The sequence below is a fragment of the Paenibacillus montanisoli genome (assembly GCF_003268025.1).
GTDB lineage: Bacteria > Bacillota > Bacilli > Paenibacillales > Paenibacillaceae > Paenibacillus_Z > Paenibacillus_Z montanisoli.
Genome location: NZ_QLUW01000001.1, coordinates 937,812 through 961,443, shown reverse-complemented (window position 1 = coordinate 961,443; position 23,632 = coordinate 937,812). Strand labels below are relative to the sequence as shown.

The following is a 23,632-nucleotide window of genomic DNA, read 5'->3' as shown; positions in this document are numbered from 1 at the left end:
CAAAAGTATGAATTAGATCGTTACTTTCTTAAGCGTGCCGTTCCAGTTGACATACACCGCATCATCGATCACGAATGCAGTCGGCGTGCCTGCCGCTGCAACGACTTCGCTAACGTTGCCTTCCACGCTGCCAAGGCTGGCAACCGCGCCGGTTGCGAGCGTCACTTCAACGACTTCCACACCGTTGGCGGCATCCGTCAGCGCATAGATCTTGTCGCCGGCGATTGTCGCTTGCAGCACGTCTTTATTGCCAATGACTTTCGTAACCGTTTTGTCTGCCGCTACGGCAACGAGCGAGGACGGCTTGTTTTCTTCTACGCTCACATAGTAAGCCTTGCTGCCATCTGCAGCTGCGCCTACGAATACTTTGTCGTCCGTCAGAGACGTCAGCTTTACAGCTTTGCCATCCTTCATTGCCGAAGCATCGAAGTAGTAGATTTGCGGCTCCGTACCCGTATTGTCGATATTAACATCGTCTTCCTCGACCGGCTTATTAGCGTCAGCCGTTACTGCGCCCGGCTTAGTAACCGTGTAATAGAATTTAGTGCCGTCCGCTGAAACCGCCAAACCGGCTTTGTAATCGACTTTATCATCCAGCACTTTCGAGATCTTTCCGTCAGCGACGTTCATCTTCGCGATGACGCTGCCTTTATCGCCTTGCAGGAAGAAAATCGATTTGCTGTCAGCCGACCAGACCAGTTCAGGCTTGATCGAGTTATCGGACGAAATCGCTTTAGGCGTCAAAAACTTCTTCGTTAGGTCGATTACGAACACGATACCGTCATTATTCGTGTAAGCTGCAGCTTGGCCATTCGGAGCAACCGTCAGTTCGGAAGCATCGCCAGCGTTAATCAGCTTCTTGTATGCTCCCGTACGCGCGTCCACGATGTAGTCGATGCGTCCTTCTTCCGTCAGTTGAGCCGCCAGCAGGTGATCTGCGTTCAACCAGCGGATGTTGTCGGCATGGACTTTCCCGATCGCGTCGATGGAGATTTTGCCGGAGGCATCTTGGAACGCGTCAAGACCGAATGCGCTCACGAAATCTTCAAGCGATACATAGTAGCTGCCGTTTACGCTTTGCACGGCTTGAAGCAGGTCAAGAGGCTCACCATCGACGAGCGCTGCGTTAGAGCCCGCGTGAAGCTCAATCGCTTGGTTGTTGAAGTAGGCCGTTACGCCAGCTTTGACGTTGACTTCGAACAGCGCGCCTGCCGCCGCTCCCAGATCGCGCAACGAGTACAGCGCTTGGCTGCCCGCTTGAATCGAACGAACATGAATCGCTTGATCGTTGATCATGAGGTCGACTGTTGTCGCATTCGGCGCTGCAGCAGCCGATGCCGCGCCTGCCGCCGATGTGCCGAGTGCCGCTGCCAGGGCGGAAATCATAAGCGTTTTTTTCATGGACATGTAGCTCGTATCCCCTTCTGAAATTGGTTTGTGGTCAACCTGTTATGTACAGTTTTGATTATAGGAAGACATTGTAAAGCAGCCGTTAAAGTAGGAAGCAGGTAATGTTAACCAGCCGTTAATGATTTGTGAACATATTGTTAAAATGTGCCATGTGACTCTTGTAAACGACAAAAAGCCGTCTCTCCCGCCTGCTAGGCATAGGAGAAACGGCTTCGATTCGTTATATCGCATAGGTAATCCTGTTAGGCTTTTAGGTAGGGGTCGATTTAGTGAAATTGATGATCTTGCTCGTTAAATATCCGCCGTTGCTGATGCCGATGAGACCAATGAACTCCTCCGGCAGTTCCGGAAAGCTTGTAATCGTTCCCGGATCGCGGGTAATGACAAGCGAGAAAATTGTCGCCCCGTACACAAGGAACGCCATCATCGTAAACAGAAACATTTGCACCTTCGCCACATCGATGTACGCGTGGTTCTGCATCTCTTCCCCTTCGAAAATATCGCTGAACCGCGCGTCCTTATAAGACGGATTTGCGTACAGCGTCCCCTGCATGCTCGATTCGATCTCTTCCGTGCTCTTGTTGTAGCAATTGGCTGCGCCCTGAATGAGCTGCGCTTTCAAATTAGCGTCGATCTCCCGGTTCTTCTTCGTGCCCTGGATCATCGGACTTAGAATCGCCGACACGCTGCTGATGCCCATCAGCGCCAGCACGGTCGAATCGAATTGCAGCTGCAGCTGCTCGCCGGGATGCAGTGAAATGTTCTCGATGAGAAGCGTAAAATAGGCCGATGTAAACAGCACCGTCCAAAGCGTCATCTGCAGCCGGGAAAGACTCATGAGGTTCCGTTCGTTGATGAGAATGCCGAGCGGATGGTCCAGCTTGCCTTTGCCGATGACGGCGATCATGTACAGCTCCATGACGATAACGGCCGACAGGTTGTAGCCCTTCGGCAGAAACCACGCGCCAAGGAATGCCAGAGCGATGGCGATGACCAAATGCACCGCCACCTTGAAGGAATTCCAATGCGGTGAATTCGGCAGCGGATGGATGCCGCCATTCAGCGATACCTTCAAATCGGATTTCATAGTTCCCCCTCCTCAGATAGTCCTACTGTACCAGATGGAGGGGGATTAAGCTGTCGGTCGCCGGCGTCGATTAAGCGGGTTAACCGCCGGATTTGTCGATCAGCCAGACATCGTTTTCGCGTTTAAATTCATAGGTGATCGTTTCGATCATCGGCTTCTTCTTCAATTTGCTGTCGACATCGACGTAGGCGACATATCCGCCGGATTCCGTCTTCCCGACTTTACGCAATTTGGCATCCGAAACGGTGTAGCCGGGCGTAAATGCGCTGAAGGTCGCCCTATAGTCCGAGGTCAGTATTTGTTTGCTTGCGGCACTGTCCCCGGCGTTCAAGTAGTTGAGATGTAAATTGATCAGCTTTACGCATGCCAGCAGATCGCCTTCATAGCCGCTTTCATCGATAAAGACGGTCTCTGGCGCCGGATCGGCCAGCGCGCGCTGATTCGGAACTGCGGCGGCTATGGCGAGGGCCATGATTAAGACCGCCAAACGTTTTGTCATAGTGGATTGCATCCTCCTTATGCTATCCAATATGAACAAGAATGGGCGGGCTTAATCGTGTGCCCGCTGTTGCGGGGGTAAAAAAATGCCGCCCAAGCCGGGCGGCACTGACAAATTAATGGGAGCCGTACTCACTGCTCTGCGCCATCTCATCCAATTTCTCGCGGCCCATGAAGAACGCGAAGACGAGAGCCAGCACAGACGGGATGATCGCCCACATAAAGGTGTATGTGATCGAGGAGGACAGCGCGGTAACGATCTTATCGAGCACATCGGCCGGGATCAGCTTCCTGGTCTCCGGTGTCAGAATCGCGCGCGGGTCGCTTAGATCAAGCTCCGGCGGGAGCTGAGCCGCGCCGCCTTCTGCACCTGAAAACGCAGCCGTCAGCTTGTTCGTCATCACGTGGCTTTGGATAATCCCGAAAACGGTAATGCCTACGGTCATGCCGAGCGAGCGAAGGAAGTTCAGCGTCGCGCTCGCCGCTCCGCGTTCTCTTGGCGAGAACGAATAGATTGCGGCATTGCTTAGGACGGAAAAAGAAGCGCCGATGCCAAGACCGACCAAAATCATGAACACCGTGACGATAAAGCGGCTCGAATCGACGCCTAGCGTAGTCAGAAGCGTATTGCCGACCGCAAGGATCGCTAGCGTCGGGATCATGATGGAGCGGAACGTGATCTTGGTCATGAGGAAACCGCCGCCGGTCGCCGTTACGACGGAGGCAAGCATCATCGGCAGCAGAACAAGTCCCGCGTTGGTCGCTTTCCCTCCGAGCACGCCCTGAATAAAGATCGGAATATAGACCGACGCGGTAATGAACGCCGCCCCGCTGAACATCGCCATCGCATTGCTGGACCAGTACAGCCGTTTGCGGAACATGCCGAACGAAATAATCGGCTCCGCCACCTTGCGTTCAATAAGAACGAAGGCGATGAGCAGGACGGCGAAGCTTCCGAACAAGCCGAGAATCATCGCCGAATCCCATGCATACTCCTTGCCGCCAAGCTCAAGCGCGAACATGAGGCAGATGATGGCTGCTACGAGCGTGGCTGCGCCGCCCCAGTCGATCCGCTGCTTCGTATGCTCGACCGATTCTTTATAGAAGAACGCGATCATGGCGAAGGCAATCAGGCCAAGCGGCAAATTGATGTAGAAAATCCATTCCCATGCGATATAGTCCGTAATATAGGCGCCGAGCAGGGGACCAAAAATACTCGACATGCCGAATACGGCGCCGAACAGGCCGCCCAGCTTGCCTCGGCTCTCAAGCGGCACGGCGTCGAACATGATCGTGAACGCGATCGGAACTAGCGCGCCGCCGCCAATCCCTTGAATCGCACGGTAAATGCTGAGCTCTATAATCGTATTTGCGGTACCGCAAAGTATGGAGCCGAGCATAAACATGAGAATCCCGAAAATAAAAAACCGTTTCCGTCCGTACATGTCGGACAGCTTGCCGAAGATCGGCATGCAGGCCATTTCGGCGACCATATAAGCCGAAGTGACCCAGACGAATTTGTCCATGCCGCCAAGGTCATGGACGATCGTCCCCATAGCCGTGGCTACGATCGTGTTGTCCATGCTAGCCATGAGAATGCTAAGCAGCAAGCCTGCCACGACAACTCCCACATTGTTTCGTTGTGCCATCATTTTGACGTTTTCCCTCCACATTAGAATCGTCTTTGCTCTTTCCAGACTTCCAGTCTGTCATGTTTGATTGCCGTCTTCCGAACCAGGCGTCGTATCGATCCATACCTGCGCCCCCTCCTGAAGCTTGGTGAGGCCGCCCCCCTTGATGTCGCGAATGAACGCCTCAAGCCATGCCAACTCCGCTTCCAGCTGGTTCACGATATACTCCTGCTCGATAATGAAAATGCGGGCAAGCCCTTTCGATACCGCGAACGCATTGCCGGCCCGGCGCTGCACCACGTCCTTCTGCAGGAAGGCCCTCCGCTGCTCGAGCAGCGCCACCGTTTCCTTCGGCGAAATATGTCCGATGAACGAAAGCGCCGCAGGAAACTGCGGATACTCCTTCACCGGCGAATCGATCAGCTCCCGGATCCAATCGTGAAACTCGGCAACCCCTGCATCCGTCGGCGCGTAAATCGTCCTTTCCGGATGCTTTCCTTCCCGCTGCGTCTCGATCGGCACGATCCACTTGTGCTTGAGCAGCGATTCCACCACCGAGTAAAGCGATCCGTTATTGAGCTTGATCACGTCAGGGATGCCGCGCTGCTTCATCGTTGCGGCGATCTCATACGGATGCATGGGCCGTTCGTTAAGCAGCGACAGGACCGCCAATGCCAGCATGTTCGTCACTTTTCGTTTGGCCATCCCTCACCACTCCTTAAAACCGATTCATACTCGTATAGTCCATTTCGACTATACGAAGTAGAGGAGATACTGTCAACCGCCCACAGCCCGATAAACGAAAAAAAACCTTGGGAGGCTAGTCATCAAGATTTTAGCTGCCCCAAGGTTTTGCGATTCTTATTACAAAGCCAGCTTGTAGAATGAAGCCGCATTGCCGCCGTATAGAGCCTCTCGCTCCCGTTCGCTGAGCGATGACGGCAGCGCCGCTTCCAACACGTCGCATACGTCCTGATAGCTTCCCGCCAACAGGCAGACCGGCCAGTCGCTTCCGAACATGATGCGCTCCGTCCCGAACGCCTCGACGATATGCCTCACGTAGGCCGTAAACTGCTCCGGCTTCCAATCGTCGTGCGCCGCTTCGGTCAGCATGCCGGACAGCTTGCAGTACACGCCGGGATGCGACTTCGCGATCTCGCTGATCAGGCTGGCCCAAGGCTCGAAGATGCCTTCGCGGATTTGCGGCTTGCCGATATGGTCAATAACGGCGTGCAGCCCAGGCACCTGCCGGAGCAGCTCGATCGTAGCCGGCAGCTGACCGCTCGTGATGAGCAGATCGACAGGCAGCATGATCTCCGCTAAGTAACGAAGCGCCTCCAGCGAATTCGGGTGATGGCTCTCGTAAGGATCCTGCATATCTTGAATCATGATGCGAATGCCGGCAAACTTCGGATGCTTGCGGAAGCCTTCCAGGACGCTCCGCCAATTCGGATCGTGAACATCTAACCAGCCTACGACCCCGGCAATCGATTCCGTCGTATCGCTAAGCTGCAGCATGTAGGCTGTTTCCTCGTGAGTCGCCGCCGCTTGGACGACGATCGTGCGCGCGACGCCGGCTTGCGCCAGCGCGGGCTCCAAATCCTCCGGCGCATAATCGCGGTAAAGAACCGGGCCGGCCTTCGGCGTCAACCAGCCGTAATCGCCGCGGTCCAGCTTCCAATAATGCTGATGGGCATCGATTTTGATCATGGCTTTTCTGCACCTCTCAATTTAAATGAATGAAAACGGTTGTGGGCTGAAGCGCTTGCATGTTATATTTTGGTTCGATTCCTTATTCATGCCAATACCGATTGGAGGATATGAAACGATGAAAATCATGACGTTCAACCTGCGCGTCCACGTCGCAAGCGACGGCGACAACGCTTGGCCGTACCGGATTCAGGAGGCGGCAGAAGCCATTAAGCAGGCGAATGCCGACGTCGTCGGAACACAGGAAGGCACGAATGCGATGCTGCAGGATCTGCATGCGCAGCTGCCGGCTTACAGCTGGGTGGGCATTAGCCGAACAGGAGAGCTCGACGGCGAATACTGCGCCGTCTTCTATCGCACGGACAAGCTGAAGCCGGTGGAAAGCGGCCATTTCGGTCTGTCCGAACAGCCGGAGCAGCTCGGGCATATGAGCTGGAATACCGCATGTCCCCGGATGTGCACTTGGGTGAAGCTGCGCGAAGCGAATGGCCAGGAATGGATCGTTTACAATACCCATCTGGATCACGTCAGCGCCGAAGCGAGAACGAGCGGGGTCCGGCTGATCGCCGACCGGATGAAGCAATCCGCAGCGCTCGGCGGCATCATTCCCGCCGTTTTGACGGGCGATTTCAATTGCGAGCCGGACAGCGATGTCGTCGCATGCCTGAATGAGCTGGGGCTCGTTAACGCTTACGCATCACTTGAAGATCCGGCGGACATCGGAAGAACATTCCACGCCTTTCAAGGCGGCGAAGAAGGCGAACCGATCGACTATATCTGGGTTACCCCAAACGCATCGGTCGCATCGGTTCAAGTCGACCGCCGGACGTATAACGGCCGCTATCCTTCCGACCATTATCCGGTTACGGCGGAGATTTCCCCTCGTTAATCCACGAGAAAAGGAGTGCATGCGCACTCCTTTTCTCGTTTATTGCACATCCGCGACAAAACGGTTCGTCAATGCGCCAAGCTTCTCGATCTCAATCGTCACTTCGTCGCCCGGCTTCAGGTAGACCTGCTGCTCCGGCGGCAAACCGAGCACGACCCCTTCCGGCGTTCCCGTCAGAATGATATCGCCAGGCACGAGCGTCATATGCTGCGACACATAGCTGACGATCTCGTCACAGCGGAAAATCATATCCGACGTGTTGGACGATTGACGCACTTCGCCGTTCACGGTCGACTTGATCCACAGGTCGTTCGGGTTGCCGACTTCGTCCGCCGTTACCAGATACGGCCCGAGCGGGCTGAAATCGTCGCACGACTTGCCAAGCAGCCATTGCTGCGTGCGAAGCTGCAGGTCGCGCGCCGACAGGTCGTTAACGGCGCAGTAACCGAATACGTGGCTGAGCGCATCTTCTTTAGCCACGTATTTTGCTTTCTTGCCGATCACGATGACGAGCTCCGCTTCATAATCAAGCTTCTCCGTCACCTTAGGCACCGCGATATCCTTGAGGTGGCCAGTCAACGTATTGTTGAATTTGTTGAACAGAATCGGATAAGCCGGGATCGGCGCGTTCGTTTCCTCCGCATGCTTCCGGTAGTTCAGGCCGATGCAGATGATTTTGTTCGGATGCGTGACGCACGGTCCCCATTCGATTTCGCTTTCCTGGCGAAGAAACGATTCCCCGCCTGCGAGCTGCAGGGAACCTATATAACCGCGCAGCGACGCCAATGCAGCGTCTCCGCCTTCGATGACGGCCGTCACAGTCGACGGCACTTCAGCGTTATGGCCGCCAGCTCCTGCTTGCAGCGCTGCCTCTACATCCACGACTCCTCTTTCCGTTACGACGCCAAGCGCGTTGCGGCCTTGCTTAGAAATGCTAATGAGTTTCATGAGTTCGATAGCCCTCCAATATGGTTTATTGTGAAAATAATGCCGCTGTTAAGCGTTCTTCCCAAATACGACGCCGCCGTCTACGTAGAGAGGCGCACCCATCACGAACGACGATTCGTCCGATGCAAGGAACAGGGCGGCCTTGGCGACATCCTCCGGCAAACCGAGTTCTTCACTCAGCTGGCGCTTCTTCAGCCCTTCGATGGCTGCAGCCGGGTCGGCATAGGACGTTTTCAAGTAATTTTCGACGAACGGGGTCATGATGGTTCCTGGCAGAAGCGCGTTAACGCGGATGTTGTATTGCGCGTAATCCACTTGCATGGACTTCGTAAGCGCAAGCACGGCGCCTTTCGTTGCGGCATAAGAGGCGCGGCGGGCAAGTCCGATCTCCGCGATGCAGGAAGACATATTGATGATGGAGCCCGAACGGCGTTCGATCATGTGCGGGATGACGTATTTGCTTGGCAGGAAGACGCCGCGGATATTGACGTTCATGACGCGGTCCCACGTTTCCGGCTCGATTTCATGCAGCACGCCGACGCCGCTGATGCCCGCATTGTTGAAGAGGACGTCGATGACGCCGTATGTCGCGATAACTCGATCGACCATCGCGGAAACTTCAGCCGGATTCGTGACGTCCGCGCGAATGAAGATCGCTTCCCCGCCCGCTTCTTGGATTTCACGAACCGTTTCCGTTCCATGCTGCTCGGACAGATCGTTGATCACAAGCTTCGCGCCTTCGCGCGCAAACAGCAGCGCCGTGCTCTTGCCGATGCCGGAGCCCGAACCTGTAATGAGAATTACTTTGTTTTGCAGACGCATTCTCTCATCTCCCTATGTGTTGGTTGGTACCGATAGCCGCTCCGCCAGGCCGATCATCTCGTCCCTTGCCTCCGCGGCTTTGACTTCCCACTGGTGCAGCAGCATGGAACAGCTGACAGCAGCCATTTCGCCCCCGCCTGAACGGATCGGCGCCGCCACGCAGCGGAAGCCCATGACGGACTCCTGGTCGTCCATGGCATAGCCTTGCTCGCGGATCGCGTCCAGCTGCGCGAACAATTCGTCGCGGTGGCCGATCGTATAGGGCGTCAGCTTCGTCAGCTCGGGCTGCGGATAGAGTGCCAGCAGCTCTTCCCGGCTTAGCTGGGCGAGCATCGTTTTGCCGAGCGCCGTTACATAGGCCGGCAGCCGCATGCCCGGCTCGGAATGCAGCCGAACTGGCGATACCGCTTCCATTTTGCCCAAGTACAGCACTTGATCGCCTGCAAGCCTCGCCAGCTGAACCGTCTCCTGCAGCCGGTCGCGAACCGGAGCCGCTTCGTCCTGGAAGTGCTGATGCAGGTCATACTGCTTCAGGTACGAGGAGCCGAATTCGGCAAATGCGTGACCGAGCGCGTACGTATCGCCTGCCGCCGCCCGCTTCACCCAACCGAGCGCCTCCATCGTGCCGAGCAGCGAAAACATCGAGCTCTTGTTGATCTCAAGCCGTTTCGATAAATCGATCAGCTTATGCTTGGCCGGATCCTTCGCAATCATAGCCAGCACCTTATCCGCCTTTTCCAAGGCCGGCACCCAGTATTTGCGTTCCTCAGACACGCTGATCGCCTCATCTAGTTCTGTATAGTAAACCAACTTCTGTATAATAAACCTACTCTACTTTCACTATAGCTCGCCCGGTGTACAATTTCAACTCCAAAATTCGTAGAAAGGCAGCTATACGCGAGAAGGATTCTATTGCGCCGCCCCCCGCGTCTCGGCAATAATAAACCCAAAGAGCCCGCTAGCGCGCCAAGCCGCGCGTGAGCGAAGGAAGGATGTGCTCCGCATGCCGCCTAATCAGAGCGGATGGCCGGTCATCAACAGCATCGGCGATATTATCTTGCAGGCCGGCGGTCACACGCTCGGTCCGCGTAAGATCGACGACTTTGAGCTGGTCTATTTTCCGGAGGGGACTGATACGGTTTACGAGGTGGAAGGCACGGCGCAGCTGCTCGATTCGCCTTGCTTCCTGCTGACGCAGCCGGGCGTCTCCCACCGCTATCTCTTTGACCGCGAGCGTAACGTCCGGCACCAATTCGTCCATTTCGACTATGACTCGCTGCGAAACAAGGATCCTCGATTTGCCGCGCTGCTCGGGAGCCATGACATCGTACCGGCCAAGCACATCAGCCTGGTTGCCGCGCTCATGAGCCAGATCGTCGTCGTGGCGAACCATCAATCCCACCACTGGCGGCGCAGGCTGACGGCGCTTCTCGCCGCCGCGCTGGAAGAGCTGGCCGCCTACGCCGACAAAACGCCTGAGTTCGCGGTCAGCAGCTACCCCGTTCAAATCGCCAACAGCATCGCGTATATCGAGGAGCATCTGGCCGAGCCGTTGACGATCGAGAGCATCGCGAGGCAATCCGGCTGGTCGCATGAGCATTTTACTCGCATGTTCGTGGCTGCGGTGGGTATTTCTCCGAAGCGTATGCTGCTCGAACGCAGGCTGCACCGCGCGGAGGAGCTGATGATGAAGGGGGCGGGGACCGTGAAGCAAATCGCGTACTTGGCCGGCTTCGGAGACGAGCATCATTTTTCGAAAATGTATAAACGCATTCGCGGCATGACCGCGACTGAATATATGGAGCGCTGCAAGGAACCGATCTTCCGGCATGCCGACATTGGCGCCGATCCGGGCCGTTCGTTCGTCAACCGCCATGTCGTCGTGAATCCGGATATCAAATAAACACACCGATTATCGTGTTCGCTCCATTGAAACCGTTCTCGGACTATAGCAAAATGAAAGCATATCAACTTCTCTACTGGAGGAATATACACGATGGCAACCTACTATACGCCTAAGTCCCGCGAACGGGATGACCGCTACTTGGTCAGTGTTGAAGAATATGCGCATTACCAGCGCAATGGCTATTTGATCGTCAAAGGTCTTGTGTCAAAAGAAGACATCGCCGAGCTCTATGAGCTTGCTGAAAAAACGCGTAACCAGAACAAAAATCCGGGCATCAATTTCGGCGGTGACGATCCGTTGAGCGAAGAGTTTAAACAAGCGACGCGCGTGCACATGCTTTCCCGCAAAGAGCCGGCCGCCGAGCGCGGCATGCTGAACCCGCGCATCCTGGACGTCACCGAGGCGCTCATCGGGCCGGATGTCTATGCCGTGCAATCGATGATGTTCCTGAATCCGCCGGGCCGCGGCGGCCAAGGCTGGCATCAGGATGCATGCTATATCAAGACGCATCCCGATACGCTTATCGGCGCATGGATCGCCCTTGAAGATGCCGATGAAGAGAATGGCTGCCTCTGGGTCGTGCCGGGCTCCAACCATGAGCCGATCTATCCGCCGGCCGAGATCGGCGGCGGCAACGTGCACGCGCTGGATGCCTTCTCGAATTTAAACAGCGTGAGCAACGTCAGCCATCTCGACGACGAGGTGAACACGCTTTCGAAGGTGGTCGCGAACTATCCGCCGCCTATTTCCGTGCCGCTGCAGCCGGGCGACGTGCTGTTCTTCCACTCGCATCTGCTTCACCGGTCCTATCCGAACAAGACGACGGACCGCTTCCGCCGCTCGTATGTGTGCCACTATTGCAACGCCCGCTCCTGGGTGCCATGGGACCATGACGGCTTCGAGGGCGATTCCGGCAACTACCGCCAAATTCTCGCCCGGGGCCGCACGCACCTCCCTTATGCGGAGCCTGTATTCGGCACCGAGGTGTACCTGTACGAAGGCGACGATGCCGATGGCAGCAGCGTCAGCATGATGGGAATGGACAACGGCATGATGATGCCGGTCGTCCAGAAGAAATAATGGGAATAAAACGCGGCAGCCAGGGACTTGAGCATCTCGTCCCAGGCTGCCGCTTTCTTTCGGTTTACGTCTTCTCCAACGCTTCATATTTCGCAAAAGGATCATCAATCGTCAGCCGATGTGCCTCCGCATCGCTAATGCCGGCATACAGATCGGCCGTTCCGTCCGGCTTACGGATTATACCGCCGCTAAATACCACATCAACCAGATCTGTTCGCTTGGCCGCGCCGGCCAAGAACCGGTTTCGGACGGCAATCAGCTCGATATCGGTGAATCGTCCGGAAACGGGATCAAATCCGAATGCCATCGGATAATAGTGGCGATCACCTCGGTCATCGAAGCAGGCAATATGACCAAGCACGCCGACAATGCCGTTCGCGAGCAGGTGAAGCTCGTTGGCTCCGCCCCATTCCGCGTCGACGAATTGGCCGTCTAGCAGAGGAGCTCCCTCAACGATCCCCACCGTCAGCCCGCTCAATGATGACACGCAGGCGTAACCGATCTTGCCGCGGCCGCCCTTCTCGCCCTGTGGACGGGTAAACACGCCGACCGAGCCATCCTTCAGCTCTACAAGCCGCAAATCCTTCATTCCGTTAGGCCCTGTAAAAAACAGCTGCAAATCTGCGATCGAGGCGCCTTTATAGAAGACGGTGCGCCACGCGAGCGCATCCGGCCGCTCGGGATGCGGATAAATTTGCACGCCTCCGACCACAAGCTCGCCATGAATGCGCGTATGGAACGGGTCCTGCAGCGCGAATACCGGCGCGCCTGCCCGGGGCGTCCACACGCCTGCCCGCTCCACAAAGAACATAAGCTGCGCATGCTCGCTGTCTCTGGCTTCCACACGGCCCGCGATAACGTGCTCGCCCTCATCCTCGAAAGGCGCGGCAATATTGTATACATCGCGGCTGCCTACGCCTTCGAACTGCAGCTTGACCGGATTCGCAGCCGTTTTGCCGCTGTCTTCATATTCCGAGAGCAGCTCGCAGCACGTTTTCAATTCTCTTTTCACTAGCCGGATCATGTCGACTCCTCCATCCGCATGTAAACTAAATGGCTCCCATCCAATGCGGATAGGAGCCATCCGTTAACTCAACTTATTCTGCAGGCGCCGTTGCTTTGAAGGCATCCAGCTGCTTCTGGTATTCCGCCAGCACTTTATCGATCCCCGCTGCTTTCAGCTTATCCAGCGCAGCTTGGATGTGCGAATCGTAGTCTACAACGCCGCGATAAATCGGCGTGACGTCGGATGTATACACCGCTTGCACGTTCCCCATCTCGGCTTTAACCGGTGCCGGATCGAAGAAGAAGTTTGCCGCGAAGAATGTCTTCGCGTTTTTATCCTCTCGATACAGCTGTTTGTTTGCATCCAGCAAGGTTTGGTTCACGCGGATGAGGTTAAGGTTCCCGATCATCCAGTCATCCTGGAGATAAATCGGCGAATTGGTTTTCGGATCCAAGATCAGATCAAGACCTTTGTCGCCGACTTTGTTATACGTTTTGCCTTCGATTCCGTACATGAACAGGTCATAGTTCTCTTGTTTGTCGTACAGCCAGTTCAGGAACTTCACCACTTCCGCCGGGTGCTTGCTGTTCGCGGCAACAACGTTGACGTTCTTCGCGTTGACCATGCGGAAATTCTCTTTCTCAGGGTTCAGGCGGAACAGCGAGAAATCTTCGTCTTTAATATCCGGATACGTTTTCTGAGCATCGGTGAGCGAACCCGGCGTTCCGAATACGAACGCGTATTTGCCGTATTTGATTTGATCTTGAACTTGCTCTTGTTTCACGGTGAGCACGTCCGGGTTGATGAGCTTCTTCTCGTACGCCTTGCGGAACCATTCCGCATCCTGCTTGAACTCTTCGGTTTCCACCCAGTTCTTCACGACGCCGTCTTGACCGATGAACGCCACGTTATCGCGGACCGTGAACGGATAAGCATCATAAGTGCGTTGGAAAATATCGGCCGGCCCCGCTTGGCCGCCGCGAATCGGAATGGTTAGCTTCATATTCAGCTTCGTGTTCACTTGCTCCAGCGCATCAAGCAATTGGTCGCGGTTTTGAATGTCCGCGCTTACGCCTGCTTTGTTCAGCAAGTATTTATTGAGGGTGATCGATCCGTCAATCGCCGACTCATACCAATAGGCAGGAATGCCGTAGATTTTGCCTTCTTTCGTTACGCCGGTCCAAACGGATGCCGGAATCAGCTTCTTCAAGTTCGGACCGAACTCTTCGACTTCCTTCGTAATATCCTTCAATGCGCCGCGGCCTGCATAGTTTGCAAGACCGACCCAGTCATTCATGACGTGGAACATATCGAAATTTTCGTTCGTGGACAGCTTCAGGTTGATTTTTTGCTCCCAAGCGCCCCAATCGATGTATTCCTTCTCGATTTGAACGCCTACGCCGTCAGCCAGCAGCTTCTTGTTGACTTCTTCTTTAACGGCCGGCCATTCTTTAGGCTCTGTTCCGGGAAGCACATATTTAATCGTAACAGGCTCTGCAGATGATTCGTCTTTGGCTTTGTTGCCGTCGTCCGTACTTGCGTTGCCCGAATCGGTGCCGGCATTGCTGCTTGTATCGCCGGCTGCGCTGTCATCATTCGAATTGTTGCCGCAACCCGCCAGCATAGCAACAGACATGACGCAGGACAACAATAGTAGTGAAGCTTTTTTCATCTTTGCCCTCTCCTTTTTTTTGAAAATTGCCTTGTATATTTACCTTTTGCAAGGAAAATATCATCCCTACCCTTTCACGGAACCAACGACAAGCCCTTTGACAAAATACCGCTGCAAATACGGATAGAGGAGCGCAATCGGCCCGATTGTTATGATTACCGTTGCCATCTTGACCGATTCCGCCGGCATCGTATACTCATTGCCCGCGCCTTTCGGCAGCATTTCCAGCATTTGAATGTTGGAACGGAGCTGGAACAGAATATACTGCAGCGGATACAAATCTTTGTTGTCGACGAGCATGATGGCGTTCCACCAATCGTTCCAGTACCCGATGGCGTAGAACAGCGAAATGGTCGCAAGCGCCGGCAGACTGAGCGGCATATAGATGCGGAACGCGATGGTCAAATCATTCGCGCCGTCAATATAAGCCGATTCCCGAAGCGCATCGGGCAAGCTTTCCATGAAATTGCGAATGAGAAACATATTAAACGCACTGAAGAGCAGAGACGGTATGATAAGAGCGAGAATGTTGTCCAGCAGCCCCAGCTTCTTCACCATCAGATACCACGGCACGATTCCGGCGTTGAACAGCGTCGTAATGAAGAAGAAAAGCGCCAGATGGTTGCGGTATTTGACTTGCGGATTAGCCAGCGTATAGGCGCCAATCGCCGTTAAAAAAAGGGCCAGCACCGTGCCGACGGCCGTTATGAAGAGCGAGATGCCATAGCCTTTGAATATGATTTCACTATTGGCGAAGATCGCCCGGTACCCGTCCAGGGAAAATGCGTCGGGAAACAGACTGTAGCCTTTATTGACGATGCTGTTCTCATCCGAGAACGAGACGACGAGGGTCATCACCATAGGCAGCAAGCAAGCGAGCGCGAATATCGTAAGCAGCAAGTAAATCCCGATTACGCCTGGACTGAAACGTCTGCCGATTGTCGTCATCTTAGTAGAGCGCTCCTTCCTTGAAATATCTGCGGGTGATCCAGTTAGCCACAAAGACAAGCAAGAGCCCGACGGTCGACTGGAATAACCCTACCGCAGCCGCATTCGAAGGATCGCCAACCATGCGCAGCGCCCGGAATACATAGGTATCGATAACGTCCGTCGTGGGATAGAGAACGCCGTTATCGCCGATAATCGCGTAGATCATGCCGAAATCCGCATAGAAGATTTTACCTAGATTCAGCAGCGTTAGAATCGTAACGGTCGGCATGATGAGCGGCAGCGTAATCCGCGTCATTTTCTGCCATCTCGTTGCACCGTCCAGATCAGCGGATTCATATAAGGAACCGTCAATTCCCGTGATCGCCGCCAAGTAGATGATGGAAGCCATTCCAGCATCCTTCCATACTTTCATGCTGACCAGAATCGTCGGCCACGGATTCGGATTGGAATACCAGTTCATCTGCTCGATGCCTAGCCCTTTAAGCGTCTGATTGATGATGCCGTATTCCGTCGCAAACAAGCTGTACATCATATAGCTGACAATGATCCAGGATAAGAAGCTCGGGAAGATCAGCGTCGTCTGCGCTAGTCTGATGTAGAGCTTATTGCGGATCTCATTGAAGAGAATCGCAAGCATGAGCGCAAAAAACGTAACGAATATAAGAAACAGTACGTTCAGCTTGATCGTGTTCCAGGTTACCCTCATCGCGTCATTGGATTTAAAGAAGAATTGAAAGTTGGCCAAGCCCGCCCAATCGCTGTTGAATAACCCTTTATTGTAATCAAAATGCTGAAATGCGACGAGCAGATACGGATAGGACGCATAAGAGAATATGAATACGTACACGACTGCCGGCAGAACCAGCAAATAGGCGTATTTATTTCTTATGAGCTCGCGTATAAAGCCTGTCATGAATAGCCCCCCTTGCCTGATTCGTTGCTGAAGCGATTTCCTGACCACATCATAAACATTTCGTATGGAGCCTGTAAATTTCGACTATCGGCTCTGCTTTCACTAATCCAAAAACAGCTTTCAAAATCGCGCACTCGCTATTGAAAAACCGATATTGAAAAGCAGCAAAAAAGCGATAAAGCCCAGTAAAACCGGGCTTTATCGCTTATGCACCCACGTTGGAGGCCTGCTCCTTATAAACCGACGGCGTAATGCCGTATTTCTTCTTGAACAGCGTCGTGAAGTACGAAACATTATAGACGCCTACCGCTTCGCCTACGCCTGCAATCGTATCGCTCGTCGTTGCAAGCAGCACTTTGGCCTGCTCTAACCGGATATGCGTAACATAATCGTTGAATGTGGTGCCGGTCATATTTTTGAACAGCTTGCCGATGTAGCCCGTTGAAAAGCCGACATAGTCTGCAGCCGCTTCAAGCGACAATCCGTGCTCTGCATAACGCTCTTGGACGAACTGCTGGATCGCTTCAATGATTTTCGCATTTTTTACGACGTAGGTGTTCTTCTTATTCTCCTCCAGAATCTCCACAATTTGCTGGCAGAGGCTTAACAACAGCCGCTCGATATCACCGATCGTCTCCATCGTTTGAATTTGACGCGTCGCACGATACAATTGCTCGGCATCGACGTTCCACCATTCGGTCACATATTCGAACTCCTTAATGACGCCAAGCACGATGAAATGCGTGTATTGCATCGCGCTGGAATAGGTGCAGCCCCTTAAGACCTCGAGGAAGGATTCGATTTCGCGCTTCATTTTTGCCGACTGGCTCTGCTTTAACGAGTCGAGGAGCCGTTTCTCGATGTGGGTAGGGTAACGATCCTGCCGCTCAGCCTGCTTCTGTGCCGATTTGGCATCCACCATGCAGCCGTGGCCCAGGAACAATCGCGACGTCATATACGTGCGCGCCGTTTCATAGGAATGCCGAATTTCGCTTAGTGACGCGCAGGAGTCGCCGATGCTGATCGAGAGGCTAATCGCGTAGTAGCGGCGCAAAGCATCTTGAATCTCGCCGAAAATCAATACCAGCTGGTCCTCGATATCGGGAGAATCCGTTTGCAAGATCAACGTGACCTCATCCCCATCGATATTAGCGGGATCGGCGCGATACTGTTTGCCGAGCAGCTCTCCGGCAATATTGCCGATAGCAAACCGGATCAGTCCGCGATCCATCGCGTTATGCTGTTCATGGAAGGTCAGATAGCTGTCTATTTTGAACAGGATGACCGTAAGGAACGGACCGCAGAACCGGCTCTCCCACTCCCGCTTCATTTCGGCGGAGACAGCCAGCTGCTTCGTATTGCCGCTCAGCAAGTGCGCGATGTAGCTGTCCTTCAATGCCTGCGATGACGTCTGAATCGTATATTCCATCGACTTGGCCGTTTCGATCGTATTCGTGAACGCATCGGTCAGCAGTTCATATTCATCGACGCGAAGCGGCGGCTTCGCGGCGGCCGCCCCCGTCGTGTTTACTTTATCCAGCAGCGCCTTCACCGGGTTATACATATTGCCCGTAATCAGGAGCGAAAACGCGGCTCCGGCAATAATGAGCAGCACCGCGATCAAGATCGTCCAGTTGCGCAGCTCCTCGATGTTCGAGATCATTTCCCCATAAGGACGCACAGTAACGAAAAACCAGTCCAGATTCGCTGATTTCACGTACGTGACCAGCTGCTTCTGCCCTTCGATCTTCTCGACGAAGCCGCCGGATTGCTTCTGATCGCTCAAGATGCGATGAATATACGGCTTGCCGCTGAAATTTTCCATAAAATGCTGCGGATCGGAATGGGAGATAATGGTCCCCTTTGCATCCATAACCAGCGTTAACGCATCATGCGTGGAAGCGCTTATGCCCTGCATCGTATTGCGAATGTACGCTTCATCCAGATCCACGACAATCGCGCCCTTCGGCTTGTCCGCGAACGAAATTTCCGGAGTAATTCGGAAGGTAAGCAGGCGAAGCGGAGCTTTCGTCACCGTTTCTCCATGGCGCGGAATGAAACCGATTGAATTGCCCTCCAGCTGCTTTAAGATGTTTGGATCGGGCGTTAATCCTAGAAAATCGATGTATTCGCCGGTTGTGAAATTGTACAAGCCGATGTTCTTGATGAAAGGATAAATGCCCTGCAGCCGGTTCAAGAACAAGTAAGCGGTATAGTTGGTTTTCTTATTGTCTTCCTTCGCGTAGAGGAAGGAAATAATCTCATTATCGCTCAGCAATTGACTCGTAATATCCGTGACTTGGTCATACACGACGTTCGACGTATAGCTGACCTGCGCCAGCATTTGCTTCGAAGAGGAATCCACCTCATCTACCGCCCTTGAGGAGAACATGGCGTACAGAATGGAAGTCAACAATGCGATCGTTACGATGGAAAGCAATAGATACGAAAGTACGAGCCGCCGGTATACTCGATATTGAAGAATCCGTCTAAAGAGCGTCATGATGAAGGTCCCCTTTTCCGATCGTGCAAGTCTTGGAATCAGCCAGTTTTTATGCATATAACAAATATATAACAAAAAAGCGCTTTCATCTATGGTTCTGTCCATCCATGCGGAGGCTCGAAAACCTAAAAAAGGCTGAGTTCTAGGGACAGAAGGTCCCAAACTCAGCCTTTCTATTATTCGTTCACTTCGCTGCAGATCATGATGAAATTGCCGTCCGGGTCCTTCACGGTGAAGAAAGCGAGCTCGCCGTGCCGTTCGATATCGGTAAACACCGGCACGCCATGCGCCGCCAAATAATCTTTAGACCGGTCCACGTCTTTCGTTACGAACATAAACAGCGTTTCGTACGTATCACCTTGCCTATAGCGGTTGTTGTCCAACAGGACGCCGCTGCCCTGCTTCATCTCCAGATCGTAGATGGAGTCCTCTTGCCGATCCGATACTTCCGAATAAGGAAGCCCTAACGCTTCACTGTGAAACCGGATCGCCCGGTTCATATCCGTCACGTTCAGGAAGATGCCGCCGAATCGGTTCTGAATCGGACTGTCCGTATCCGGAAGCCGTTCAACGACGTCCGATACGTAATCGGACTGCGTCACCATTAAGGCGTTGCCGTCCGGGTCGATGAACCGCATAAACGCTAAGCCGGGGTGCGGACGTTCTATGCCGCCCAGCGTGCTGATCCCCTTCCCCTCCAAATACCGGAGAGCCGCATCGATATCATCGGTCTTGTACATAAAGCGGACATGAGGCGTATCCGCCGCATTGCTGCGGTTATCGTCCAGAATAAGGCCTGTCCCGCCTTGCAGCTTCAGCCAGTAGACATTGCCGCCGTTCAGCCTTTCTTCCAATACCGGCAGCCCCATGACCATGCTGTACCATTCAGCTGCGCGCCTAAGGTCCGTGACATGGACAAAAACGCTGTCCACCGCGTTTTCGATCGGACTGACTAGCTTCTCCATCGGATTCATCTCCTTATATTGAGCTTCCTATCGCTATTATAGCAGAGGGCACCGTTTCAACTAGCTTAAAATTCTCAGAAATTACCGGATAGGTTGCGGTTTCGCTTCAATAAGGGTACTATCAGAACATTGAGCATTGCAAAAAATGCGATACCTATGTATGAGAGGAACTGAACCGACTCCCATGATTATCAAACCAAGAACGCGCGGTTTCATCTGCACGACCGCTCACCCGACGGGCTGCGCCCTCCAAGTGCAGGAACAAATCCAATATGTAAAAGATCGTTCGGCCATCAATGGGCCGCGGAACGTGCTCGTCATCGGCGCATCCCAAGGCTACGGCCTCGCGGCGCGCATCGTCGCGGCATTCGGCGCGGGCGCCAATACGGTCGGCGTGTACCGCCAAAGCGAAAGCAAGGCGAACCGCACGGCATCGGCAGGCTGGTACAACTCGGCCGCATTCGAGAAGGCCGCGCAGCAAGCGGGGCTGAAATCGTTCAGCGTGACCGGCGATGCCTTCATGGACGAAACGAAACAGAAAACGGTCGAGCTGATCCGCAAGGAGCTGGGTCAGGTCGATCTGGTCGTATACAGCGTTGCATCCGCGCGCAGAACGGATCCGAAGACCGGCGAAACGGCGAACTCCGTGCTCAAGCCGATCGGCTCCGCCTACACGAACAAAACGGTCAACTTCCATACCGGCGAAGTGACGTCCATTTCGATCGAGCCGGCAACCGAGCAGGAAATCAAGGAAACGGTGACCGTCATGGGCGGCGACGACTGGCAGCTGTGGATGGACGCACTGTTGCAGGGCGGCGTGCTGGCCGAAGGCGCAACGACGATCTCTTATTCCTACATCGGCTCGCAAATTACGCAAGCCATCTACCGCGAAGGCAGCATCGGCCAAGCGAAGGACCACCTTGAGGCAACGGCCAAGCACCTCAATGAGCAGCTTCAAGCCATCGGCGGCCGCGCATTCGTCACGGTCAGCAAAGCGCTGGTTACGCAGTCCAGCTCCGCGATCCCGGTCGTGCCGCTTTACATCTCCGCGCTGTACAAGGTGATGAAAGAGAAAGGGCTGCACGAAGGCTGCATCGAGCAAACGTACCGTCTGTTCACGGAGCGCTTGTATGCGGGCGGCGCAGTACCGGTTGATGACGAAGGCCGCATCCGGATCGACGATTGGGAGCTGCGCGAGGACGTGCAGGCGGAGGTCGAGAGGATTTGGGAGGCGATTACGACCGAGAACATCGAGCAGCTGTCGGACCTCGAAGGGTACCGCAAGGAGTTTTTCCAGCTGTTCGGCTTCGAAACCGAAGGCGTCGACTATGAAGCGGACACCGATCCGGTCGTCGAAGCGCCGAATATCTACTAATTGACGAAGGCCGGGTACTCGTAGTGAAACGAGGAATCCGGCCTTTTTCTATTTACTCCACCTTGCCTATATTGTTGATCAAAACGTTAAAGCTGCATGTAGCCTTAACCTCTGGATAGACTTCCGGCCAATTCAGCTTCTTCCAAGCGGCGTAGCTCATCCGGTTGCGCACCGCAATGCCCATACCCAGGCTGTCAACGCGATTTTGCTGCATGTGTTTGATGATCGCCTCTCCCCGTCTTGTCAGTTCCTTCGCCACTTGCCGTTCGATTTGTTCCCGCTCGCTATCCTCCGCCAATGAGGCGTTACCGGTGTACTCCAGTACTGCGCCTTTCATCTTGATATGATAATGGATGGATGGCGTTCCGGACGCGTCGCGGCGAACCTTGACGCTCCTGCGGCTCAGGATCGAGCTGAACATGATGGCGCTCTTCGCGCTGTTTTTCTCCTCCGTTAGATGCACGCTCACTTCTCCTTGTTTGAAGCTGCCGCGCAGGAAGGCGAATACTAGCCCTTCGCTCGGAGGAATCTTCGTCATATACCGGTCGTCCCGAAACAACCCGATGCCGTCGATTTTTATATGATCGCCCTCATCCTTCAGGACGGGCGCTACCGGATCGATGCCGTCATCATAAAGATCGCGCGTGAACGAGTACAACGTTGTTAGCGGAATCGTACGACCAATCGCTTCCTTTTCGAGAAGCCCGTCGATATATTTGCCTGTAACGGGATGCTGTTTATATTCCTTCTCCAAAAGCTTTTTGGCGTTCCCGTTTACGATCGATATTTTAAGACGCGGGGAGACGGAAGGATCGCGTACGAGCGTATCCAGAAGCTTCTCCATGCCGTTTCTGGCAATCGCTACGCTAAATAACGTATTTCGCAGCTGACCGCTGACCAGCAGCAGATTCGTCTGCCTGGCCAGCTTGATTCTGGCCTCTTTGCCGCTAGGCGCGACGGCGCTTAACACTTCGCGCTTCGTCTGCGCCTGGGGCTCCGCCCTTGGGATCGAAACGGCAAACTCCGTCAAATCATGATCCGCAATATCATAGCTGCTCGTTTGCGAGAAGCCGAGCTTCTCCAGTACGCGCTGATCACCGCACCCCGTCATAACTACCGCAAGCACCAATGCCGGTAATAGCTTTGCTGATGCTTTCATCATGTGCCCGAAGCCTTCTTCCTAGTCAGACCTAATACGAGCAGCAGCAGCATCGGCAAGCCCATCGCGATGATACATTCCAATTCGCTGAACACTTGGAGCCACGCCTGAACTTCGCTGAGCGTCTCGGGAAAGAAGGCCATCACGTAGGCAGTCAGTACGATCGCGGGCGCAAGAACGCCTTCTTTGATCTTAGGAACGATTCGTTGGCAAGCTTCCTTCGCCGACCATAGATACATGACGACCGTAAGCAGCACGGTAAAGAGAAAGAAGCCGTAAAATAAGTTTTCCAGCCGCTCAATAAACGGAAATCTAATAAAGGCCATGAGATCCAGTATCGGATAGAGCATTTTGTTCAATTGCTGGAAACTAAAGAAGCCGAACGCGACAAAACAAATATAGGTATAGAACACCGTCGTCAATAGACTCCCGTATATCGTGGAACGGAGAAATTTCGTTTTGGCATCCGTGTACTGAAAGGTTAGGATGGAAAGCTCGTAGCCAAGAAAGGCGGCAAAGATGCCAACATAGTCCCTCAAGCCCCCTTCTCCGCCTTTTAAAATAAACGGCGTCAACCGCGAGAACTTGAATTCCCCGTAGAAGAAGAAGACAAGCAAAATCATCCACACGGAGAACCAGAAGAACAGCGTCGCCGCTTTCGAGATGTTATACAGCCCTTTGAGCATCAGCCAGATCAGCAGCATATCCATCACGAGCTTAAAGAGCATCGGATTGGTTGTCGGAAATGCGATCATTTGGAAGATTAGCACATACTGCTTCGCGACCAAACAGCCCAGCATCGCCCATACGGCTACCAGAAACAAATAAAGCGGCATTAACAGAACTCGGGGAATAGCCTGCTCCAGGATGGCGAAGATGGACCGTCCGTTGCCAAGTCTATAGACCGCTCCGACGAGCAGCAAATTGAGGATAACCATGATTCCGTACGCAGGCAGCATGACCCATCCGTTTGTCCCGAAGGTTTTGCTGAGCATCTGCGGAAGCGCGAAGATGACGACGCCAAACTGCGTCATAAACACTAAAACAGAGAGATGAAAAGAAGAAAGCTTCTCCGTTATGATCCCGTTCCCATTCACATTCAAGCGG

Annotated in this window: 21 protein-coding genes; 4 read left to right on the top strand and 17 right to left on the bottom strand. The window is 54.0% G+C overall.

All coding sequences use genetic code 11. The features are described 5' to 3' along the window. Window positions 1-12 precede the first annotated feature (12 nt). From DL346_RS04195 to DL346_RS04170, 6 genes are all read right to left on the bottom strand, one after another. Entirely contained in the window at window positions 13-1,407 is a 1,395-nt protein-coding gene (locus tag DL346_RS04195; protein ID WP_112880801.1) for a stalk domain-containing protein, read from the bottom strand. 253 nt (window positions 1,408-1,660) lie between these two features. Then, window positions 1,661-2,497 carry a hypothetical protein gene (locus tag DL346_RS04190; RefSeq protein ID WP_112880800.1) on the bottom strand — a complete coding sequence of 279 codons (837 nt, stop codon included), beginning with the start codon at window positions 2,495-2,497 and terminating at the stop codon, window positions 1,661-1,663. Window positions 2,498-2,576: 79 nt separating this feature from the next. Next, entirely contained in the window at window positions 2,577-2,996 is a 420-nt protein-coding gene (locus DL346_RS04185) for a hypothetical protein (RefSeq protein ID WP_112880799.1), read from the bottom strand. A 115-nt stretch (window positions 2,997-3,111) separates the two neighbouring features. Further along, on the bottom strand, window positions 3,112-4,647 hold the full coding sequence (locus DL346_RS04180; RefSeq protein WP_206098468.1) for an MDR family MFS transporter: 1,536 nt from the start codon (window positions 4,645-4,647) through the stop codon (window positions 3,112-3,114). 57 nt (window positions 4,648-4,704) lie between these two features. After that, on the bottom strand, window positions 4,705-5,331 hold the full coding sequence (locus tag DL346_RS04175; protein WP_112880798.1) for a PadR family transcriptional regulator: 627 nt from the start codon (window positions 5,329-5,331) through the stop codon (window positions 4,705-4,707). Window positions 5,332-5,490: 159 nt separating this feature from the next. Further along, complete coding sequence (locus DL346_RS04170; RefSeq protein WP_112880797.1) at window positions 5,491-6,336, bottom strand: amidohydrolase family protein; 846 nt, start codon at window positions 6,334-6,336, stop codon at window positions 5,491-5,493. A gap of 118 nt (window positions 6,337-6,454) precedes the next feature. Here DL346_RS04170 and DL346_RS04165 point away from each other — a divergent pair, with 118 nt between their 5' ends. After that, the gene (locus DL346_RS04165; RefSeq protein WP_112880796.1) at window positions 6,455-7,225 is read left to right on the top strand and encodes an endonuclease/exonuclease/phosphatase family protein; all 771 of its coding nucleotides are present in this window, start codon (window positions 6,455-6,457) and stop codon (window positions 7,223-7,225) included. 39 nt (window positions 7,226-7,264) lie between these two features. On the opposite strand, the gene DL346_RS04160 is transcribed toward DL346_RS04165, so the two are convergent. From DL346_RS04160 to DL346_RS04150, 3 genes are read right to left on the bottom strand one after another with little or no spacing between them, the layout of a single operon-like run. Next, window positions 7,265-8,173, bottom strand: a complete 909-nt coding sequence (locus DL346_RS04160) for a fumarylacetoacetate hydrolase family protein (RefSeq protein ID WP_112880795.1) — start codon at window positions 8,171-8,173, stop codon at window positions 7,265-7,267. 48 nt (window positions 8,174-8,221) lie between these two features. After that, on the bottom strand, window positions 8,222-8,995 hold the full coding sequence (locus DL346_RS04155) for an SDR family NAD(P)-dependent oxidoreductase (protein ID WP_112880794.1): 774 nt from the start codon (window positions 8,993-8,995) through the stop codon (window positions 8,222-8,224). Between the two features lie 12 nt (window positions 8,996-9,007). Beyond that, window positions 9,008-9,769, bottom strand: coding sequence for an IclR family transcriptional regulator (locus tag DL346_RS04150; RefSeq protein WP_240633023.1), 762 nt, complete (start codon window positions 9,767-9,769; stop codon window positions 9,008-9,010). Between the two features lie 229 nt (window positions 9,770-9,998). Here DL346_RS04150 and DL346_RS04145 point away from each other — a divergent pair, with 229 nt between their 5' ends. Together DL346_RS04145 and DL346_RS04140 are read left to right on the top strand one after the other, a co-directional pair. Beyond that, entirely contained in the window at window positions 9,999-10,898 is a 900-nt protein-coding gene (locus DL346_RS04145; RefSeq protein ID WP_112880793.1) for an AraC family transcriptional regulator, read from the top strand. A 93-nt stretch (window positions 10,899-10,991) separates the two neighbouring features. Then, window positions 10,992-11,981, top strand: coding sequence for a phytanoyl-CoA dioxygenase family protein (locus tag DL346_RS04140; RefSeq protein WP_112880792.1), 990 nt, complete (start codon window positions 10,992-10,994; stop codon window positions 11,979-11,981). 64 nt (window positions 11,982-12,045) lie between these two features. On the opposite strand, the gene DL346_RS04135 is transcribed toward DL346_RS04140, so the two are convergent. From DL346_RS04135 to DL346_RS04110, 6 genes are all read right to left on the bottom strand, one after another. Continuing rightward, the gene (locus DL346_RS04135) at window positions 12,046-13,005 is read right to left on the bottom strand and encodes an MTP-1 family protein (protein WP_112880791.1); all 960 of its coding nucleotides are present in this window, start codon (window positions 13,003-13,005) and stop codon (window positions 12,046-12,048) included. Window positions 13,006-13,078: 73 nt separating this feature from the next. Next, window positions 13,079-14,659, bottom strand: a complete 1,581-nt coding sequence (locus DL346_RS04130; protein WP_112880790.1) for an extracellular solute-binding protein — start codon at window positions 14,657-14,659, stop codon at window positions 13,079-13,081. A 66-nt stretch (window positions 14,660-14,725) separates the two neighbouring features. Continuing rightward, complete coding sequence (locus DL346_RS04125; protein ID WP_112880789.1) at window positions 14,726-15,607, bottom strand: carbohydrate ABC transporter permease; 882 nt, start codon at window positions 15,605-15,607, stop codon at window positions 14,726-14,728. Window position 15,608: 1 nt separating this feature from the next. After that, window positions 15,609-16,523, bottom strand: coding sequence for an ABC transporter permease (locus DL346_RS04120; protein WP_112880788.1), 915 nt, complete (start codon window positions 16,521-16,523; stop codon window positions 15,609-15,611). Between the two features lie 205 nt (window positions 16,524-16,728). Next, a complete protein-coding gene (locus DL346_RS04115; RefSeq protein WP_165822370.1) occupies window positions 16,729-19,026 on the bottom strand; it encodes a helix-turn-helix domain-containing protein in 2,298 nt (765 codons plus the stop codon). A gap of 176 nt (window positions 19,027-19,202) precedes the next feature. Next, window positions 19,203-19,991 (bottom strand): VOC family protein, encoded by a 789-nt coding sequence (locus tag DL346_RS04110; protein WP_165822369.1) that lies wholly within the window; start codon window positions 19,989-19,991, stop codon window positions 19,203-19,205. 184 nt (window positions 19,992-20,175) lie between these two features. Here DL346_RS04110 and fabV point away from each other — a divergent pair, with 184 nt between their 5' ends. After that, window positions 20,176-21,366 carry an enoyl-ACP reductase FabV gene (gene fabV, locus DL346_RS04105; protein ID WP_112880785.1) on the top strand — a complete coding sequence of 397 codons (1,191 nt, stop codon included), beginning with the start codon at window positions 20,176-20,178 and terminating at the stop codon, window positions 21,364-21,366. Window positions 21,367-21,418: 52 nt separating this feature from the next. On the opposite strand, the gene DL346_RS04100 is transcribed toward fabV, so the two are convergent. After that, the gene (locus DL346_RS04100; protein ID WP_112880784.1) at window positions 21,419-22,528 is read right to left on the bottom strand and encodes a Ger(x)C family spore germination protein; all 1,110 of its coding nucleotides are present in this window, start codon (window positions 22,526-22,528) and stop codon (window positions 21,419-21,421) included. Next, on the bottom strand, window positions 22,525-23,622 hold the full coding sequence (locus tag DL346_RS04095; protein ID WP_240633095.1) for a GerAB/ArcD/ProY family transporter: 1,098 nt from the start codon (window positions 23,620-23,622) through the stop codon (window positions 22,525-22,527). The genes DL346_RS04100 and DL346_RS04095 overlap by 4 nt, the downstream gene beginning before the upstream one ends. Window positions 23,623-23,632: the final 10 nt, after the last annotated feature.